This window comes from Actinophytocola oryzae (assembly GCF_004364325.1).
GTDB lineage: Bacteria > Actinomycetota > Actinomycetes > Mycobacteriales > Pseudonocardiaceae > Actinophytocola > Actinophytocola oryzae.
The window spans coordinates 735516-754713 of the sequence record NZ_SOCP01000003.1 but is presented as its reverse complement, the minus strand read 5'-3'; the positions used below and the strand labels follow the sequence as shown (position 1 = coordinate 754713).

Here is a 19198-nt window from a genome sequence, read left to right as displayed (position 1 = left end):
CGGACTTGTGCACACCGAGAGTTGATCAAAGCAACCCGAGAGCCGCCCTGGAGACACGCGTGGCACTCTTTTGCCCATGCTGAGCGGAGAACATCGGACACAGGGCGACGTCACCGCGCCACTTCTCGCCGTGGCCGCCGGAGAGAAGCCGAGCCGCACCCCCGTCTGGTTCATGCGGCAGGCGGGCCGGTCCCTGCCGGAGTACCGCAAGCTCCGCGAGGGCGTGCCGATGCTCGAGGCGTGCTTCAACCCGGAGATGGTCTGCGAGGTCACGCTGCAGCCCGTCCGCAGGCACGACGTCGACGCCGCGATCCTGTTCAGCGACATCGTGGTGCCGCTGGTCGCGGCGGGTATCGGCGTGGACATCGTGCCCGGCACCGGTCCGGTCGTCGCGGAGCCGGTGCGCACGGCCGCGCAGGTCGACGCCCTGCCCGCCGACACCGGCGACCGCTTCGAGCCGATCACACAGGCGATCCGGCTGATCCGCGACGAGCTGGGGCGCACGCCGCTCATCGGCTTCGCGGGCGCGCCGTTCACCCTCGCGTCGTACCTGATCGAGGGCGGCCCGAGCCGCAACCACGAGCGCACCAAGGCGTTGATGCACTCCGACAAGCAGACCTGGCACGCGCTGCTCACGAAGCTGGCAGGCATCACCCGCGAGTTCATCGAGGTCCAGATCGCGGCGGGTGTCCAGGCGGTGCAGCTGTTCGACTCCTGGGCAGGCGCGCTTTCGGAGCGGGACTACCGCGAGCTGGTGCTGCCGCACTCGGCGTCGGTGCTCGGCGCACTGGCCGACGCGGGCGTGCCACGCATCCACTTCGGTGTCGGCACGAGCGAGCTGTTGCCCGCCATGCGTGAGGCGGGGGCGGATGTCGTCGGCGTCGACTGGCGGCTGCCGCTCGACGAGGCGGCACGCAGGCTGTCGGCGAACGGCGCACCGAACCCGGTACTGCAGGGCAACCTGGACCCGGCGGTGCTGATGGCCGACTTCGACGTGGTCGACGCCGAGGTCCGGCGCATCCACGCGGAGGGGAAGGCCGCCGGCGGCCACATCTTCAACCTCGGCCACGGCGTGCTGCCGGACACGAACCCGGACGTGCTGACGCGAGTGGTCGAGCTGGTGCATAGCCTCGAACCGTGAGCGGAGTTTGCGGAGCGAACCATCGACATTCACGGCGTCGCCGAGCCTGCGGAGCGTTCCGGAGCGCCGGAGCCGGGGAGGCGAGGCTGTGACTCACGTAGTCGTCGTCGGTGGGGGCGTCTCCGGGCTCACTACCGCCTACCGCCTTCGTGGCCTGCTGGGTCCTTCTGTGCGACTGACAGTGCTGGAGCAGTCCGACCGGCTCGGCGGGAAGCTGCGCACGCTCGACCTCGACGGTGTGCCTACCGATGTCGGCGCCGAGGCGTTCGTCGTGCGGGACCCCGCGGCGCTTGATCTGGTGGCCGAGCTGGGTCTCGGTGACAGGCTGGTGCACCCGGAACGCGCCGCGGCGACGATCCACGCGGGCGGTGCGACGGTTTCGCTGCCCAGGCGGACCTTCCTCGGCGTGCCTGCCGGACCGGACGCCGTCCGTGACGTGCTCTCCCCTGGCGGCGTCGAGAAGGTGGCCGGGGAGTCGTCGCTGCCGCCGCTGCGGCTGGCGTCGGACGAGGACGCCTCGGTCGGTGAGCTGCTGACCGAGCGGATGGGCCGCGAGGTGGTCGACCACCTGGTCGAGCCGCTGCTCGCCGGGGTCTATGCGGGCCGGGCCGACCTCCTCGGCCTGCGCGCCACCATGCCTGCGCTGGTCAAGGCCCTCGACGAGACCGGGTCCCTGACCGCCGCAGCCTCCCGCCTGCTGCCCGCGTCGTCCGACGGGCCGCCCAAGCCGGTCTTCGGGGCGCTGCGGGGCGGCATGCGGGTGCTGATCGACGAGCTGGCCCGCCAGTCCGGTGCGCAGACCCGACTGAACACGACCGTCCGCAAGCTCACCCGCACGACGGACGGGTGGCGGATCGAGGTCGGGTCCGTGCCCGGGCCGGAGTTCCTCGAGGCCGATGCCGTGGTGCTCGCGGTGCCGCCGCCCTCGGCACGGAGGCTTCTCGACGAGATCGTCCCCGACGCCAGTGCCGCCTACGGAAGCGTGGCCCTGGGGTCCATGGCCGTCGTCTCGATGGTCCTGCCGCCGGAGGTGTCGCTGCCCGAGTCGAGTGGCGTCCTGCTCGCGGTGGGGGAGCACCACCGCGACGGCACACCGTTCACGGCCAAGGCCTTCACGTACACGAGTCGCAAGTGGGGTGGCGACCGCGTGCGGCTGCGGGCGTCGGTCGGGCGGGTCGGCGAGGAGCACACGCTCCGGCGTGACGAGGACGCACTGCTCGCCGACGTGCTGGCCGACCTCGCCGAGCTGTCCGGCGTCGACGCGAAACCCGTGGCCTGGACGGTCACCAAGTGGGGTGGCGGTCTGCCGCAGTACGGGGTCGGGCACGCCGCGCTGGTGGCCGAGATCGAGCGGGCCGTCGCCGCGGTGCCGGGGCTCGCCGTCGCGGGGGCGACGTTCCGCGGCGTCGGGGTCCCCGCCTGTGTGAGGACCGCCACGGCCGCCGCGGAGCGAGTGGTCGCACAGCTGCGAGTCGAGGAGTAGCTGGCAGTATGGCCTCATGGCCCGCCTGAACTACGCCGAGCTCAACGACACGATCCGCTACACCATGTGGTCGGTGTTCCGCGCCGAACCCGGCCGTCTCGGCGACGACCGGGAAGCCGCGGGCACCGAGGCGCGGGAGTACCTCGACAGCCTGGAAGGCAAGGGCGTCGTGGTCCGAGGGGTGTACGACGTGGCGGGGCTGCGTGCCGACGCCGACTACATGATCTGGTGGCACTCCGAGGAGATCGAGCAGGTGCAGGCCGCGTACGCGGGCTTCCGCCACACCGCGCTCGGGCGTGCGTCGGTGCCCGTGTGGAGCCAGGTCGCGCTGCACCGGCCCGCGGAGTTCAACAAGAGCCACGTGCCGGCGTTCCTGGCGGGCGAGCCGTCGCGGAAGTACGTGTGCGTGTACCCGTTCGTGCGGTCCTACGAGTGGTACCTGCTCCCGGACGAGGAGCGGCGCAAGATGCTCGCCGAGCACGGTCAGATGGCACGGGACTACCCGGACGTGCGTGCCAACACTGTGGCGTCGTTCGCGCTCGGCGACTACGAGTGGATGCTGGCCTTCGAGGCCGACGAGCTGCACCGGATCGTCGACCTGATGCGGCACCTGCGCGGCAGCGAGACCCGCAGGCACGTGCGTGACGAGATCCCCTTCTACACCGGCACGAAGGTCGCCCCGACCGAGCTGGTGGCGAACCTGCCGTAATGGCCGCCGTACTCCCCGGCCCTTATCGGGTGGCCGAGATGGCCGCGACGTGTGTGGCGATGGCCACGACCGCCGCGCACTCGCTGCTGTCGGTGCGGGGTGGGCGGCCGACGCCGTTCACCGTCCACATCGGACATGCGGCGGAGGCGTTCCGCAGCGAGCGGCATACCAGGGTCGTCGGCGAGGCACCGCGCCCGCTGTGGGCGCCGCTCTCCGGTGACTACCGGGCGGCGGACGGCTGGGTCCGCCTGCACGGCAACTACCCGCACCACGCGGCGGCGATCCGCAGGGCACTCGGCGCCGACCCGACACCCGAGGTGGCCCGCAGGCCTGCCGTCGAGGTGGAGGACGTGGTACTGGCCGAAGGCGGTGCGGCAGGCGCGATGCGCACCCGCGAGGACTGGCTCACCACCGGCCCCGGCGCCGCGATCCGCGAGGAACCGTTGGTGGCCAGGGAGCTGCTCGGCGACGCATCACCGGCGCCCCTCGCCCCGGCGGACGTGCCACTGGCCGGTGTGCGGGTCCTCGACCTCACCCACGTCATCGCGGGGCCGGTGTGCGGGCGGGTCCTCGCCGCGCACGGTGCCGACGTCCTGCACGTCACCCCGCCGCAGTGGCCCGTGCTCCTGGACCTGGTGCGCGACACCGACTTCGGCAAGCGCCAGTGCATCGCCGACCTCGGCGACGAGCTTCGCGCGCTGGTGGCGGGCGCGGACGTGGTCATCGAGTCGTTCCGCCCGGAGTCGTTGGCCCGCAAGGGCTTCGGCCCCGCCGACCTGGCGGTGATGAGGCCGGGCGTCATCGTGGTCAGCATCGACGCCTACGGCCACACCGGTCCGTGGCGGTCGCGGCGCGGGTTCGACAGCATCGTGCAGATGTCGTGCGGCATCGCGGCACACGCTGGTCTCGACCGGCCCCGCCCGCTGCCCGCGCAGGCACTCGACCACGGCACCGGCTGGCTCGCCGCGCAGGCCGTCATGACCGCACTGCGGCGCCGCGCGACCGAGGGCGGCTCGTGGCACCTCAGGCTGTCCCTCGCCAGGACGGGGGAATGGCTGCACGACCTGGGCAGGCAGGACGACGGCGACGTGGCCGAGGTCGACCCCACGCCATGGCTGACCGAGACCGCCAGCGACTTCGGCCGCCTCACGCACCTGCGCGTCCCGCACGCGTCGGTCGACCTCCCCGGCCCCCGCAAACCCGGCCGCGACCCGGCCACCTGGTGGTGACGATGACCGCGACGCTCGCCCACATCAGCGACCTGCACATCGGGAAGGACCACGACGGTGACGGCGGCGTCCGCGCGCTCCACCGGGCCCAGCGGGTGATCGACCACCTCAACACACTGCAGGGCGGCCTCGACGGCGTGCTCGTCACCGGCGACATCGCCGACCACGGCACGCCGGACGAGTACCGGACGGCCCGCGAACTCCTCGCCACACTGCGGTTCCCGGTGCTCACCTGCCCCGGCAACCACGACGACCGCGTCAACTACCAGGCGCACCTGTTGGAGGTGCAGGACGATCGCGGCGCGGCTGTCAACGACGTCCACCGGCCGGCCGGGCTGACGATCGCGATGTGCGACTCCACGATCCCCCGCCAGAACCCCGGTCTGCTCGACGACTCCACGCTGGCCTGGCTGGACAGGGTTCTCGCCGATGCCGAGGGCCCGGTGCTGGTCTGCCTCCACCACCCGCCGGTGGTCCTGCATCATCCGTTCATCGACGGCATCAGGCTGCGCAACGAGGACCAGCTGGCGGAGGTGCTGCGCGACAATGTGCTCGCCGTCCTCTGTGGACACGCGCACACCGCGGCGGTGACGACCTTCGCCGGGCGGCCACTGGTCGTGGCGCCCGGCGTGGTCTCGACTCTCGTGCTCCCGTTCGAGAGCGAAGGGATCTTCGACTACGACCTACCGCCCTCGGTCGCCTTCCACGTGGTCGACGACCGAGGGCTGGTCACTCACTTCCGCAGCGTGTAGGCCCGGATCACGGTCTGCGTCACCGAGTTCCCGGCCGCGTCGGTCGCGGTCGCCCGCAGTGACACGGACGCGGCGTCGGCCGGATGGTCGAGCTGCGCCACCATGTTCATGGGCGTCTCGACCTCCTGCCACGTCGCCCCCTCGTCGTACGAGGCCTCGACGGACAGCGTGCGTGGCCGGTCGACCGCGCCGGTCCCGTTGTGCTGCAACCACACGGGCACCAGGAACCGCACCCCCGCCTGCGCGGAGTTCGCGGCGTCCAGGTCCGGGGTGAACCGGATCGCCGACACCGGCAGCGGCACGACCGTCTCGTCGTCCACATAGGACGAGTGGAACGTCCACGCCACCGTCACGCCGGTGCTCAGCCCGAACACCTCGCGTGGCCGTGTCGTCGTGACCACCGCCCGGTACTCGCCGTCCTGCTTCGGCACCTCGGCGCTGCCGCCCGCCTGGTCGCCGGACGCGATCGGCTGACCGTCGCGGTACAGCTCGAACTTCGCCGAGGACAGCACCGACTGGCCCGCGTTGCCCGCCTTGTCGCCGTACAGCGCGGGCGACACGACCAGCTGGTCACCCACCCGGTACACCCAGCCGCCGGGGAAGCCGTCGTCGGTCATCGTCGGGCCGAAGACGGCGTGGTTGAACGGCCGCACGTACGACACGCCCGCCTGGTAGCTCTCGAACGGCGACGTCAGCTGCGCCTCGACCTTCTCGCCGTCGTTCTGCGTCAGCTGGCCCTGCCACCGCACGCCGTCGGTCGTCAGGTGCTCGACGCGCTTGCCGGGCAGCGTGACCTCCTCCGCCACGCCGAACACGAAACCGTCGCCCTCGGCGGGGAACGGGAACGACACCTTGCCGCCGGTGCGGTCCGGTGTCGTCGCTCCGAGCTCCGAGGTCACGGTCGCGAGCTCCGCATCCGTCACCACCTTGCTGAACCCGGTCGGCATCGTGCCGTGCGGGAACCACGCCAGGCCGTAGAACGACCCGTCGGCGCCGGTCCACTGGGTGTTGACCTTGCCGGTGAACGCGGTCCCCGGCACCGGCGCGCCGACGTGCGCGGTGTTCACGAGCCCGAGGTCGTCGGTGAGGAACGCCGAGGACATGCTGCCGATGTCGGTGACCATCGAGTAGCCGAGGTCGGCTATCGAGAGGGTCGCCTCGGCAGGCGGGGTCACCCTGACCGGCTTCGCGGTCCGCGCGTCGAACGTGACCGCCGTGTCCTCGTCCAGCACCAGGACCGGCTGCACCAGCAGGCCGTAGGACCGGTCCTCGCCGCCTGCCGTCGACACGATGTCGTCGATCAGGTACTGGCCCTTCGGCAGCCGCAGGGTGACGCTGCCGTCCTCGTCGTACGGCGCCTGGAACGTCGAGTTGTCCAGGCCGACGACGAGCATGTTGTACCCGCTCGCGGGCGCGCCGGTCGCGTCGATCGAGTCGATGGTGAGGTCGTAGCTCTCCACCTCGCGGTCGAGCGCGACCGGGGTGCGGGTCACGGAGTCGCCCTCGGTCGCGACTACCGCGGCCGAGAAGTACCCGTCGGCCTCGCCTGCGCCTGCGTCGGCGGTGACCTGCACCTCTGCCGTGCCGCCTGCCGGGACGGTGACCTCGTCCGCGCCGAGCGAGAACATGCCCTGCGGCGCGGTCGTGTCGAGCGACAGCGCGAGCGTGACGGCCGCGTCCCCGTCGTTGGTGTACGTCACGGACCTGGTGACGGGCACGTCGTCGTCGTGCGGCCACTCGACCTTGCCGATGCTGACGTTCGCGGGGTCGGTCGTCACGGTCTGGGTGATCGCCCGCGCCACGTCGATCCGGCCGGCGCCCTGCTGGAACGCGGTCAGGTCGGCGTGCGGGCTCGCGGACGCGGACAGCAGCTCCTTCAGCTGCTGCCCCGTGTAGTCCGGGTGCTGCTGTGCGAGCAGCGCAGCCGCGCCCGCGACGTGCGGGGTGGCCATGGAGGTGCCGGACAGCGCCGTGTAGCCGGGCTCGACCGGTTCGCCGACCGTGCCGTCGGAGTGCAGTGCCGCCACGATGTCCACACCCGGTGCGGTGACGTCCGGCTTGATCGCGCCGTCGCCGACCCTCGGCCCACGGCTGGAGAAGTCGGCCAGCTCGTCCTCGCGGTCGACGGCGCCGACGGTGAGGGCGGCGTCCGCGCTGCCCGGCGAGCCGATCGTGCCATCGCCGAAGGAGTTGCCCGCCGCGACCACGAACAGCGTGCCGGAACTGGCCGACAGCTCGTTGACGGCCTCCTCCAGCGGGTCGATCTCCGGGGTGTCCGTGCCGCCGAGGCTCAGGTTCGCGATGTCCGCGCCCTGCTCGACCGCCCACTCCATGCCCGCGATGATCCACGAGTCCTGCCCGGAGCCGTTGTCGTCCAGCACCTTCGCATCCAGGATCCCCGCACCGTCCGCGACGCCCCGGTACCTGCCGCCGGACTTCGCGCCGGTGCCCGCGACGATCGAGGCGACGTGCGTGCCGTGGCCGTAGTGGTCTGCGTTGTCCGGTGTACCAGAGAAGTTGGCCTCCGCGAGCTGTTGGTTCGCGAGGTCGGGGTGGGTCTGGTCGACGCCGGTGTCGATCACCGCGACCTTCACGCCCGCGCCCGTGTAGCCCGCCGCCCAGGCAGCAGGCGCGCCGATCTGCGGGACGCTGTGGTCCAGGACGGCCTTTCTCTTGCCGTCGAGCCAGATCCGGCTCACCCCGCGGGTCGTGGTGAGTGTGCGCCAGGCGTCGCCCTTCGCGGCGTCGTAGGCGACGCCGTCGATGCTCGACAGCGTTCTCCCTTCGGCGGCAACCCTTGTCGCACCGGAACCGGTGACGATGAGCGGGACGGTGTCGCGTCCGGCGTAGCCGAAGTCGGTCAGGGTCCTGATGTCGAAGAGCCGCCGGTCGACCTGCCCCGACGCGACGGCACGCAGCGCGTCGGCCGGGATGACGTACAGGTGGTCGGCCGTCCGGTGGACCGAGAATGCCATGCCGTCGCGGCCCCGGCCGGGGATGACCTGCCGCGCCCGGCCGTTGTCGACGACCACGCGGTCGCCGGTGAGGAGGGTGATCTGACGGTCGGGTGACTCCTTCGTGGACAGGGGGTTGGCGTGGACAGCGGGCGTGGTGGCGAACACCAAGCCCAGCGCGACCACACCAAATCCGACTCTGCGCACCTGACACCTCCGTTGGTGTGCTGCAGGGCGCCCCCGAATCGGTTACCCGCAGCGCCCAGGTGTGTACGGACAGTTTTCCATCATCCGAACGGGGGACAATAGGCCGATCGGCCTACACCGTGTACCTGCCCGTTGACTTCTGGTAAAGGGTGGGCAACTCTATGACTTGATCGATGCAAAAAGTCGGCAAACCCCTGCAATTATCGATCACTCTTCCCTCAACGGAGAGGCCCCTGATGAAGCGCTTACTGTCGTGGGTCACGGCCACGGCACTCGTCACCGGGCTTGTCGTCGCGACCGGGCCCGCCGCTCTGGCGGACAAGGCCGATCTCGCGTATGGCAGACCGGTCGTCACGTCCTCCAACCAGACCAAGGCCACCGCCGTCGTCGACGGCGACCAGGACACCTACTGGGAGAGCGCCCCGTCAGGCGCCCAGTGGGCACAGGTCGACCTCGGTGAGGTCACCCGGCTCGACCGGACGGTGCTCCGGCTCCCCGACTCCTGGGAGGCCCGCACCCAGCAGCTGAGCATCCAGACCAGCGTCGACGGCGGGGCCTACGAGACCGCGGCCGCCGCCATGCCGAGGTCCTTCACCCCCGAGAAGGACAACTCGGTCACGATCCCGCTCGGCGAGGTGCGTGCGCGGTTCGTCAGGGTCGCGTTCACCGGCAAGGCCCAGCTGTCCTCGCTCGAGGCGTACGCCGCACCGGTCTCCACCAGGAACCTCGTCGCCGCGGCCCAGTCCGCGTCGGCCAGCTCCGCCAACGCGCCGTACAACGCGTCCAACGTCATCGACGGCAACCAGGGCACCTACTGGGAGAGCGCGAACAACGCGTTCCCGCAGTGGGTCCAGGCCGACCTCGGCGCGTCGCTCGCGACCAACCGGCTCGTGCTGAAGCTCCCCACCGGCTGGGAGGCGCGCACGCAGACGATCACGGTCCAGCAGAGCACGAACGGCAGCTCCTTCGCCGACCTCGTCGCGTCGGCCGCCTACCGGTTCGACCCGGCGTCCGGCAACACGGTGACGATCAGCTTCAACTCCGTGACCACCCGGTACGTGCGGCTTTTCATCACGGCGAACACCGGCTGGCCCGCGGGGCAGCTCTCGGAGCTCGAGGTCTACGGACCGTCCACAGGGGACACCCAGGCGCCGACCGCGCCGGGCAGCCTCGCCTACACCCAGCCGGCATCCGGTCAGATCGCGCTGTCGTGGCAGGCCTCGACCGACAACGTCGGCGTGACCGGCTACGACATCTACGCCAACGGCGTGCTGCGGGCGAGCGTGGCCGCGAACGTGCGGTCCTACACGGACAACCAGCCCGCGAGCGCGACCGTGGCGTACTACGTGCGTGCACGGGACGCGGCAGGCAACCAGTCGCCGAACAGCAACACGGTGACCCGCACCGGCACCAGCGCGGGCGTGAACCTCGCGGTGGGCAAGCCGATCACGGCCTCCGGGTCGGTGTTCACCTTCATCCCCACCAACGCCAACGACGACAACGTGGCGACGTACTGGGAGGGCAACGCCAACCCGGCCAGCCTCACGGTGAGCCTCGGCGCGAACGCGGCGATCACGTCGATCGTGGTCAAGCTGAACCCGGACTCGGCCTGGGGTCCGCGCACGCAGACCTTCCAGGTGCTCGGCCGCGACCAGGACAGCACCACGTTCAACTCGATCGTGGGCTCGCAGCAGTACAACTTCAGCCCATCGTCGGGGAACCTCGTCACCATCCCGGTTTCCGCGACGGCGGCGGAGGTGCGCCTGCAGTTCACCGCGAACACGGGCGCACCGGCCGGTCAGGTCGCGGAGCTCCAGGTGATCGGCGTGCCCGCCGCGAACCCGGACCTGCAGGTCTCGGCGCTGAGCTGGACGCCGGTGTCGCCGTCGGAGAGCAGCGCGGTGACCCTGTCGGCCACCGTCCGCAACGCGGGTGACCGCCAGTCCGGCGCGACGAACGTCAAGTTCTACCTCGGCGACTCGGCCGTCGGCACGGCGTCGGTCGGCGCACTCGCCGCAGGCGCGACCGCCACGGTGACGGCGAACATCGGCGCACGGGACGCGGGCAGCTACACCCCGAAGGCCGTCGTCGACGAGGACAACACGATCGTCGAGAAGGTGGAGACCAACAACACCTTCACCAGCCCGAACGCGCTCGTGGTGAGCGCGGTGCCGACCTCGGACCTGGTCGCGTCGGTCAGCTGGTCGCCGAACACGCCGCAGAACGGCGCGACGGTGAACTTCTCGGTGGCCATCCGCAACCAGGGCACGGTCGCCTCGGCGAGCGGCGCCCACGGCATCACGCTGACGGTCACCAACGCCACGACCGGCGCGGTGGTCAGGACGCTGACCGGCTCCGCGAGCGGGGTGATCGCACCGGGTGCCACGACGAGCCCGGTCGCACTCGGCTCCTGGACGGCCGCCAACGGCCGCTACACGATCAAGACCGTGCTCGCCAACGACGCCAACGAACTGCCCGCCAAGCAGCCCAACAACACCTCGACGCAGAACCTCTTCGTCGGTCGCGGCGCCAACATGCCGTACGACTACTACGAGGCGGAGGACGGCGCCACCGGCGGCGGCGCGTCCGTGATCGGTCCCAACAGGACGATCGGCGACCTCGCGGGTGAGGCGTCCGGGCGGCGTGCGGTCACGCTGAACTCGAACGGCTCCTACGTCGAGTGGACGACCAGGGCGCCGACCAACACCCTCGTCACCCGGTTCTCGATCCCGGACTCCTCGGGTGGCGGCGGCACCAACTCGACGCTGAACATCTACGTCAACGGCCAGTTCCACAAGGCGATCAACCTGACCTCGAAGTACGCGTGGCTCTACGGCGCGGAGGCCGGGCCGAGCAACTCGCCAGGCGCCGGTCCCGCACGGCACATCTACGACGAGGCCAACGTCATGCTGGACTCGACGATCCCGCAGGGCAGCAGGATCCGGCTGCAGAAGGACGCAGCCAACTCGGGGACGTTCGCGATCGACTTCGTGAACCTCGAACAGGTGTCGGCCATCGCGAACCCCGACCCCGCGCGGTACGCGGTACCGACCGGGTTCGGGCAGCAGGACGTGCAGAACGCGCTGGACCGGGTGCGGATGGACACCACCGGCAACCTCGTCGGGGTGTACCTGCCGCCCGGTGACTACCAGACGTCCGGGAAGTTCCAGGTGTACGGCAAGCCGGTCCGCGTCATCGGCGCCGGTCCGTGGTACACGAAGTTCTTCGCCCCGTCCGGCCAGCAGAACTCCGACATCGGGTTCCGGGCGGAGTCCTCGGCCAACGGTTCGGTGTTCTCCGGGTTCGCCGTGTTCGGCAACTACGTCGAACGCAACGACGGCCCCGGCAAGGTGTTCGACTTCAACGGCACCGCGAACACCACGATCGAGAACATCTGGGTCGAGCACATGGTGTGCCTCTACTGGGGCGCGAACACCGACAACATGACGTTGCGGAACAACCGGATCCGCGACACGTTCGCCGACGGCATCAACATGACCAACGGCAGCTCCGGGAACCTGGTGTCCAACAACGAGTCCAGGGCCACGGGTGACGACAGCTTCGCGTTGTTCAACGCCCAGGACGGCGGTGGCGGCGAGGTCACGGGCAACACGTTCGAGAACCTCACGTCGCTGCTGACGTGGCGGGCCGCGGGCTTCGCGGTGTACGGCGGCTACAACAACGTGTTCCGCAACCTCTATGTCGCGGACACGCTGGTGTACTCCGGCATCACGATCAGCTCGCTGGACTTCGGCATCCCGATGAACGGTTTCGGCGCCTCGCCGCCGACGCAGTTCCAGAACGTGTCCGTGGTTCGCGCTGGTGGCCATTTCTGGGGCGCCCAGACGTTCCCCGGTATCTGGATCTACTCGGCGACCAAGATATTCCAGGGCATTCGGGTGTCCGATGTGGACATCGTGGATCCGACGTACTCCGGGATCATGTTCCAGACCGACTACGTTGGTGGTCAGCCGCTCTTCCCGGTGGCCGACACGATCTTCACCAACGTGTCGATCTCCGGGGCACGCAAGAGCGGTGACGCCTACGACGCCAAGTCCGGCTTCGGCATCTGGGCGAACGAGCTGCCCGAACCGGGCGAAGGCCCGGCAAGGGGTTCGGTCACCTTCAACAACCTGGTGCTGAGCAACAACGCGGTCGACATCAGGAACACGACGACCACGTTCACGATCATCAGGAACTGAGGCACGACAAAGGTCGCCGGGGTTCTCCACGGAGAGCCCCGGCGACCTTTGCTGTGATCTGGCTCATAGTGGCCAACCGGGTCCGGCAACCGGCGTCCTCCTTGGTGACGCGAATGGCGTCCGACAAATTCGGATGGCGCTTCGGGGAGTGCCATCGTCTTTCTGGGGAGAAAGAAAATCATGAGATCAGTCGTGCCCGTGCCCGTGCCCGTGCCCGTGCTCGCACTCGTCACCGGTCTTCTCGCGCTCGGTGCCCCGGTCGCCTCGGCGGCCACCCCGGCGCCCGCGAGCGTCACAGTGCAGGCCGACGTGAACGGTGACGGCGTGCCCGACAGGGTCGTCGTCTCACCCGCCACCGACGCGGCGAACCAGCAGATCCTCACCGTCACCATCGGGCGGACGAACTACGTCGCCCACACGGCGATGCCCTACTTCGGCGTGCAGGCGCCGAAGGTCGTGGACATCAACCTCGACGGGAAGCAGGAGCTGATCGTCACCGAGGACATCGGTGCCCACACCTACTGGTACAGCGTCTGGGGCATGTTCGGCGGCCTGCGGCCGGTGCGCCTGGCCGACCAGGTCACCAAGCTGCAGCTGCTGGAGGGCGAGTCCGTCGGCGAGCTCGCTCGCTACAACTGCAACGACTACACGCCAAGCGGCCGGCGTCAGCTGGTCACCTACACCGCCCAGCTGGCCGACCCGAACACCCTGATGTACACGGGTCACCGCGTCACCTACGACATCGTGAACGGCATCGCGACGGTGACCAACGCCTTCGCGCTCTCCGGGCCCCAGATCATCTTCTACGGCGACCCGAGCAGCTGCCTGTAATTGCGTTTCAGCGACGTCCCGCCACGGCCTATCGTGGCGGGACGTTCCTGTCCCGTGGGAGAGCGCATGACTGACGAGCACACCTACCGCGTGATCGTGCGTGGCCGGTTCACCGACCTCGACGACGCGGGCCGGACCCGGCTGCTGACCGCGGCCGACGAGCACGACATGCTCACGACCGGCTTCTCCCCGGGTGGCGCGCTGACCTACGACCGCACGCTCGACTTCTTCTCCTACCGCGTGGAGCTGCGTGCCGAGGTCGAGGCCACGGACCGCGCGGTGTGTGACAGAGCCCTCGCCCTTGCCGCGAGTTCCGTCGACGAACTGGGTGTGGACTTCCGGGACATGCGTGCGTCCGCGACCGACATGGACCTGATCAAGATTCGCCGCAGGCGGTAGTCCGCTCGGTACGCTCTCGCCTACCAGGCCGGGGTCTTGGGGGTTTGACTTGGGCGAGACACGGGACCTGCCGCCGTTCGCGGCTCGCGCGGTCGGCGTGGTCGTGGCGGTGCAGGCCGTGGTGCTGACCGCGCTGTCCGGCCGCTACGGCTTCCACCGCGACGAGCTGTACTTCCTCGCGGCCGGCGACCGGCCGGACTGGGGGTACGTCGACCAGCCGCCGATCACACCGCTGCTCGCGCGGCTGTCCACCGCCGTGTTCGGCGACACCCCGACGGGCCTGCGCGTCGTCGCGACCCTGCTCGGCGCCGCGACGGTCGTGGTGGTCGCGCTCGTGGCCCGTGAGCTGGGTGGCGGGCGTGACGCGCAGGTGTTCGCCGCCGTGGCGACCGCGCTGTCGGCCTACGCCGTGGTCGTGTCGCACATGCTCACGACCAACTCCGTCGACATGCTGCTGTGGGCGCTCGTCGGCCTGTTCGCGTTGCGGCTGTTCCGCACGGGCGACGGCCGGTGGTGGCTCGCGGTCGGCGCGGCCGTCGGCGTCGGGATGGCCAACAAGTGGCTGATCCTGGTGCTGGTACTGGCGATCGGCGTGTCGCTGTTGGTCCTCGGTCCCCGTTCGGTGCTGCGGACCTGGTGGCTCGCCGCCGGTGTCGGGGTCGCGCTCGTGGTGGCCGCGCCGGTCCTGGTGTGGCAGGCGGCGCACGACTTCCCGTTGCTCACCGTCGCGTCCGGCATCAGCCAGGACGACGGTGCGGAGAGCCGGATCCTGTTCGTGCCCATGCAGCTGGTCTACGTCTCGCCGGTGCTCGTGCCGGTGTGGGTGGCGGGCATCGTGCGGTTGTTCCGCGATCCGGACGCACGGGCGCTCGCGCTGGCCTATCCCGTGCTGTGCGTGGTGTTGCTGGTGCTGGGCGGCAAGCCGTACTACTCGATCCCGCTGCTGGTGCTGATGACGGCGGCGGGTGCGGAGCCCACGTCGCGCTGGCTCGCCCGAGGCGGTCGTGGTCGCCGGGTGGGGGCAGGCGTGGCCGCGGTCGTCGGCGCGCTGGTGTCGACGGTGGTCGGCCTCCCGCTGCTGCCGGCCGCCGCGCTCGGCCCGGTCGTCGCGATGAACGCCGAGCAGGGTGAGCAGGTCGGCTGGCACGAGTTCGCGACGACCGTCGCGGACGTGTGGGACCGGATCCCGGCCGCCGACCGCGACCGTGCGGTGATCTTCGCGGGCAACTTCGGCGAGGCGGGCGCGATAGAGCGTTTCCATGCGGAACTCGGTGTGCCTGTTCCGTACTCGGGCCACATGTCCTACGCGGACTGGGGGCCGCCCGCCGACTCGATGTCCGGCCCGGTGGTGCTGGTCGGCGTCGACCCCGGCCGCGACTTCACCGGCTGCGAGCGGGTCACCGAGATCGACATCGGCTACGACTGGGACAACGACGAGGTCGGCACCGACGTGTGGTTGTGTGACGGTCCGGCCCGGCCGTGGTCGCGGCTGTGGCCCGACCTGCGCAGGTACTACTGAGCTTGTCCTGAACTAGACCGGTCTATATAGTTTTGGTCATGGCAAAGCACGGCGAGACGCGCGAGCGTCTGCTCAGGACCGCGGCTGCCCTGTTCCGCACGCAGGGCTACCACGCGACGGGGCTCAACCAGGTGATCGCGGAGGGGCAGGCGCCCAAGGGCTCACTGTACTTCCACTTCCCCGGGGGCAAGGAGCAGCTCGCCGCCGAGTCGGTGGCTCTGTCGGCCGACGAGATCCGCACCGGCCTGCGTGCCGCGGACGACCTGGAGGGCGCACTCGCGATGTTCGCCGAGCACTTGGTGGCGTCGGACTTCAGGAACGGCTGCCCGGTCGCGACGGTCGCGTTGGATGTCGCGGCCGACAGCGAGCAGGTCCGCGAGGCGTGTACGGCCGCGTACGCGTCGTGGCTGGAGGTGGTCGCGGATTTCCTTGTCCGACAGGGGATTCCCGCCGACCGCGCGGCCGGCCTCGCGACGACGGTGCTCGCGGCGGTCGAGGGTGCGCTGCTGCTGGCCAGGACCCGGCGCGACGTGGCGCCACTGCGTCAGGTCGGCGCCGACCTGCGCGTACTCATCGAAGGGGCGAGGTAATGCGAGTTCACCACCTGAACTGTGGCACCATGCGGCCGCTCGGCGGCGGCCTGATCGACGGAGGGCCGGGCCTGCTGCGCAGGTCGACGATGGTGTGCCACTGCCTGCTGGTCGAGGCGGACGACGGTCTGGTGCTGGTCGACTCCGGGCTGGGCGTCGACGACGTGACCAACCCGAAGGGCTCGCTGGCCGGCTGGTTCAGGCAGGTGGCCCGGCCGGTGCTCGACGTCGGGGAAACGGCCGTGCGGCAGGTGGTCGGCCTGGGCTTCCGGCCGGAGGACGTGCGGCACGTGGTGCTCACGCACCTCGATCTGGACCACGCCGGTGGCCTGCGCGACTTCCCGAACGCCAAGGTGCACGTGTACGCCGCGGAGCGGGGCAACGCCTTCGCGCAGGCGAACACGCGTGACCGTCACCGGTTCCGGCCGGCCCAGTGGTCGCACGACCCGGACTGGCAGACCTACGAGACGGGCGGCGAGCCGTGGTTCGGCTTCGAGGCGGTGCACGAGCTGAACGGACTGCCGGCGGACGAGTTCCTGATCGTCCCGCTCGGCGGCCACACGCTGGGCCACGCGGGGGTGGCGGTGCGCACGGGCGACAGGTGGCTCCTCCACTGCGGCGACGCGTACTTCTTCCACGGCGAGACCGGTTCGGCCGACGCGTGCCCCCGCGGTCTGCGGGTGTTCCAGCGTCTCGTGGAGACCGACCGCACGACCCGCCTGTCCAACCAGGACCGACTGCGCACACTGGTGGCCGACCACGGCACGGAGATCGAGACGATCAGCGCCCACGACCCGGTCGAGCTACACCGGTACGCGGCCCACCAGCTGCACTGAAGGCGTCCTTCGTAACGTCCAGCGTTAGGAAGGCGTCCTTCAGTGCATGGGGGCGCTCAGGTTGGCGGGCGCACCCGTCGGTTGCGGATGGCCTCGTCGGCCGCACGTCTCCTGCTCGTACTGGAGCCCGACACAGGACACCGCCGTCGCCGAGTGCGACGCCGAGTTCCTCGACGACGAGCCCACCCGGCGAAAGGTCTGGGACCTCTTCGAGGCCGCCGAGCCACCCCTGGGGTACGACCCGCGCATCCTCGGCGCCGACGACCACCGCGACCCGAACATCATCGTGCTCAGGATGACGCCGTGGCGCCTCGCCACCCAGAGCGGCGCCTGGCGGCGACCGGATATTCGGTTGTCGGCGACCGGTGGGTCTGCTTTCGTGGACCGGTAAGCCCGAGACCAGGGGGTTCCGCCATGCGGCGAGCGTTCATGTCCACCCAGCCAACTGCCACCCACGCAGAGGACATGAACCTTCGTGCATTCGTTGAACCTCGGGATTCTCGCGCATGTCGACGCCGGTAAGACCAGCCTGACGGAGCGGCTCCTGCTCGACGCGGGCGTGATCGACGAGTTGGGGAGCGTCGACGCCGGCTCGACGCAGACCGACTCGATGGCGCTCGAACGTCGTCGTGGCATCACGATTCGTTCGGCCGTGGTGTCGTTCCGCGTTGACGACACGACCGTCAACATCATCGACACTCCCGGTCATCCGGACTTCATCGCCGAGGTGGAGCGGGTGCTGAGTGTGCTCGACGGTGCCGTGCTCGTGGTCTCGGCCGTCGAGGGGGTGCAGGCGCAGACGCGTGTGCTCATGCGGACTTTGCGTCGGCTGCGTATCCCTACGCTGGTCTTCGTCAACAAGACCGACCGCCGCGGCGCCGACCCGGACCGCGTGTTCCGCGAGATCACCACGCGTCTCGCGCCTGCGGTCCGGGCCGACCTGACCGACGCGTTCGAGACGCTCGCCGAGCACGACGACGCCCTGCTCGCCGCGTACGTCAACGGTGCGAAGGTGAGTGAGGAACGCCTGAGGCAAACGCTTGCCACCCACACCAGGGACGTCCATCCGGTCTACTTCGGCTCCGCGATCACCGGCGCGGGTGTCGAGGAGCTGATGGCCGGACTGACCAGCCTGCTGCCCACGGTGTCCACACATGACGGTCCCCCCGCCGGTGCCGTGTTCAAGGTCGAGCGCGGCCCGGCGGGGGAGAAGATCGCCTACGTGCGGATGTTCGACGGCACCCTGCGCGTGCGGGACCGGCTGCCCTCGGGCAAGGTCACGGCGATCAGCGTGTTCGGCACGGGCACCTCGGACGAGGTCGGCGCCGGGCGCATCGCGAAGCTGTGGGGCCTCGGCGGGATCCGCGTCGGCGACACGATCGGCGAGCCCGCCGCCGACACCAGGCGCCACTTCGCGCCGCCGACGCTGGAGACCGTCGTGACGCCGGCATGCCAGTCCGACAGGGGCGCGCTGCACGCCGCGCTCACCCAGCTGGCCGAGCAGGACCCGCTGATCAACCTGCGGCAGGACGACCAGGTGATCTCCGTGTCCCTCTACGGCGAGGTGCAGAAGGAGGTCATCGAGGCGACGCTGCGCGAGGAGTACGACATCGAGGTCGCCTTCCGTCAGACGACGACCATCCACGTCGAGCGACCCGCCGGAGTGGGTTCCGACGTCGAACTCATCGGCACCGGGCCGTTCCTGGCCACGGTCGGCCTGCGGGTCGAGCCGGGGCCCGTCGGGTCCGGCGTGCGGTTCGAGCTGGGGGTGGAGCTGGGGTCGATGCCCTACGCGTTCTTCACCGCCGTCGAGGAGAGCGTGCACGCGGCGCTCGCGCAGGGCCTCCACGGCTGGTCGGTGACCGACGTCGTCGTCACCATGACGCACTCCGGCTACTGGGCCAGGCAGAGCCACTCGCACGGCACGTTCGACAAGACCATGTCGAGCACCGCGGGCGACTTCCGCAACCTGACCCCGCTGGTCCTGATGTCGGCGCTCGCGCAGGCGGGCACGCTCGTGTTCGAGCCGATGCACCGGTTCCGGCTGGAGATGCCGGACGACGTGTACCCGGCGGTGCTCCCGGTGCTGGTCCGCCACCGTGCGGTGCCGTTGGGCACGACCGTCGGCGACACCACCGCCGTGGTGGAGGGCGACATCCCGGCCGAGCGAGTACACGCGCTGTCGCAGCGGCTGCCGCCGCTCACCCGTGGCGAGGGGGTGCTGGAGAGCGGCTTCGACCACTACCGCGAGGTGACCGGCGAGGTGCCCACCCGGCCCCGGTCTGACCACAATCCGCTCAACCGCAAGGAATACCTGTTGCACGTGGTCAGGAGGGTCTGACGTTA

The 19198-nt window shown here is 70.3% G+C and carries 14 protein-coding genes; 13 read left to right on the top strand and 1 reads right to left on the bottom strand.

All coding sequences use genetic code 11. The features are described 5' to 3' along the window. Positions 1-76: 76 nt before the first annotated feature. The 5 genes from hemE to CLV71_RS10820 all read left to right on the top strand — a co-directional run bounded on the left by hemE (position 77) and on the right by CLV71_RS10820 (position 5314). Positions 77-1141 carry a uroporphyrinogen decarboxylase gene (gene hemE / locus CLV71_RS10840; protein ID WP_133902496.1) on the top strand — a complete coding sequence of 355 codons (1065 nt, stop codon included), beginning with the start codon at positions 77-79 and terminating at the stop codon, positions 1139-1141. A gap of 88 nt (positions 1142-1229) precedes the next feature. After that, entirely contained in the window at positions 1230-2624 is a 1395-nt protein-coding gene (gene hemG / locus CLV71_RS10835; RefSeq protein ID WP_133902495.1) for a protoporphyrinogen oxidase, read from the top strand. A 16-nt stretch (positions 2625-2640) separates the two neighbouring features. After that, entirely contained in the window at positions 2641-3333 is a 693-nt protein-coding gene (gene hemQ, locus CLV71_RS10830) for a hydrogen peroxide-dependent heme synthase (protein WP_133902494.1), read from the top strand. Next, complete coding sequence (locus CLV71_RS10825; RefSeq protein WP_133902493.1) at positions 3333-4562, top strand: CoA transferase; 1230 nt, start codon at positions 3333-3335, stop codon at positions 4560-4562. Before hemQ ends, CLV71_RS10825 begins: the two co-directional genes overlap by 1 nt. A gap of 2 nt (positions 4563-4564) precedes the next feature. Then, positions 4565-5314: a metallophosphoesterase gene (locus CLV71_RS10820; protein WP_133902492.1), complete on the top strand. Its 750-nt coding sequence runs from the start codon at positions 4565-4567 to the stop codon at positions 5312-5314. Here the strand turns inward: CLV71_RS10820 and CLV71_RS10815 are convergent. After that, positions 5296-8475, bottom strand: coding sequence for a S8 family serine peptidase (locus CLV71_RS10815; protein ID WP_133902491.1), 3180 nt, complete (start codon positions 8473-8475; stop codon positions 5296-5298). The two genes, CLV71_RS10820 and CLV71_RS10815, sit on opposite strands and share 19 nt — an antisense overlap. A gap of 236 nt (positions 8476-8711) precedes the next feature. On the opposite strand from CLV71_RS10815, the gene CLV71_RS10810 reads away from it, so the two are divergent. The 8 genes from CLV71_RS10810 (at position 8712) to CLV71_RS10775 (ending at position 19193) form a co-directional block, all read left to right on the top strand. Continuing rightward, the gene (locus CLV71_RS10810) at positions 8712-12677 is read left to right on the top strand and encodes a discoidin domain-containing protein (RefSeq protein ID WP_133902490.1); all 3966 of its coding nucleotides are present in this window, start codon (positions 8712-8714) and stop codon (positions 12675-12677) included. A 180-nt stretch (positions 12678-12857) separates the two neighbouring features. Then, positions 12858-13508 (top strand): hypothetical protein, encoded by a 651-nt coding sequence (locus tag CLV71_RS10805; protein ID WP_133902489.1) that lies wholly within the window; start codon positions 12858-12860, stop codon positions 13506-13508. A 66-nt stretch (positions 13509-13574) separates the two neighbouring features. Then, positions 13575-13907, top strand: coding sequence for a DUF6204 family protein (locus CLV71_RS10800; RefSeq protein ID WP_133902488.1), 333 nt, complete (start codon positions 13575-13577; stop codon positions 13905-13907). Positions 13908-13956: 49 nt separating this feature from the next. Next, positions 13957-15426, top strand: coding sequence for a glycosyltransferase family 39 protein (locus CLV71_RS10795; RefSeq protein WP_133902487.1), 1470 nt, complete (start codon positions 13957-13959; stop codon positions 15424-15426). 38 nt (positions 15427-15464) lie between these two features. After that, on the top strand, positions 15465-16016 hold the full coding sequence (locus tag CLV71_RS10790) for a TetR/AcrR family transcriptional regulator (RefSeq protein WP_133902486.1): 552 nt from the start codon (positions 15465-15467) through the stop codon (positions 16014-16016). Continuing rightward, a complete protein-coding gene (locus tag CLV71_RS10785) occupies positions 16016-16852 on the top strand; it encodes an MBL fold metallo-hydrolase (RefSeq protein WP_133902485.1) in 837 nt (278 codons plus the stop codon). Before CLV71_RS10790 ends, CLV71_RS10785 begins: the two co-directional genes overlap by 1 nt. Before the next feature lie 46 nt (positions 16853-16898). Further along, positions 16899-17243: a pyridoxamine 5'-phosphate oxidase family protein gene (locus tag CLV71_RS10780; RefSeq protein WP_133902484.1), complete on the top strand. Its 345-nt coding sequence runs from the start codon at positions 16899-16901 to the stop codon at positions 17241-17243. A gap of 84 nt (positions 17244-17327) precedes the next feature. Beyond that, positions 17328-19193, top strand: coding sequence for an elongation factor G (locus tag CLV71_RS10775; protein ID WP_133902483.1), 1866 nt, complete (start codon positions 17328-17330; stop codon positions 19191-19193). The last annotated feature ends 5 nt before the right edge of the window (positions 19194-19198 follow it).

Excerpts from the sequence above, each read along its gene's own strand:
- hemE (WP_133902496.1), top strand. The coding sequence starts at position 77 with ATGCTGAGCGGAGAACATCGGACACAGGGCGACGTCACCGCGCCACTT.
- hemQ (WP_133902494.1), top strand. The coding sequence starts at position 2,641 with ATGGCCCGCCTGAACTACGCCGAGCTCAACGACACGATCCGCTACACC.
- CLV71_RS10825 (WP_133902493.1), top strand. The coding sequence starts at position 3,333 with ATGGCCGCCGTACTCCCCGGCCCTTATCGGGTGGCCGAGATGGCCGCG.
- CLV71_RS10820 (WP_133902492.1), top strand. The coding sequence starts at position 4,565 with ATGACCGCGACGCTCGCCCACATCAGCGACCTGCACATCGGGAAGGAC.
- CLV71_RS10810 (WP_133902490.1), top strand. The coding sequence starts at position 8,712 with ATGAAGCGCTTACTGTCGTGGGTCACGGCCACGGCACTCGTCACCGGG.
- CLV71_RS10805 (WP_133902489.1), top strand. The coding sequence starts at position 12,858 with ATGAGATCAGTCGTGCCCGTGCCCGTGCCCGTGCCCGTGCTCGCACTC.
- CLV71_RS10800 (WP_133902488.1), top strand. The coding sequence starts at position 13,575 with ATGACTGACGAGCACACCTACCGCGTGATCGTGCGTGGCCGGTTCACC.
- CLV71_RS10790 (WP_133902486.1), top strand. The coding sequence starts at position 15,465 with ATGGCAAAGCACGGCGAGACGCGCGAGCGTCTGCTCAGGACCGCGGCT.
- CLV71_RS10785 (WP_133902485.1), top strand. The coding sequence starts at position 16,016 with ATGCGAGTTCACCACCTGAACTGTGGCACCATGCGGCCGCTCGGCGGC.
- CLV71_RS10780 (WP_133902484.1), top strand. The coding sequence starts at position 16,899 with ATGGGGGCGCTCAGGTTGGCGGGCGCACCCGTCGGTTGCGGATGGCCT.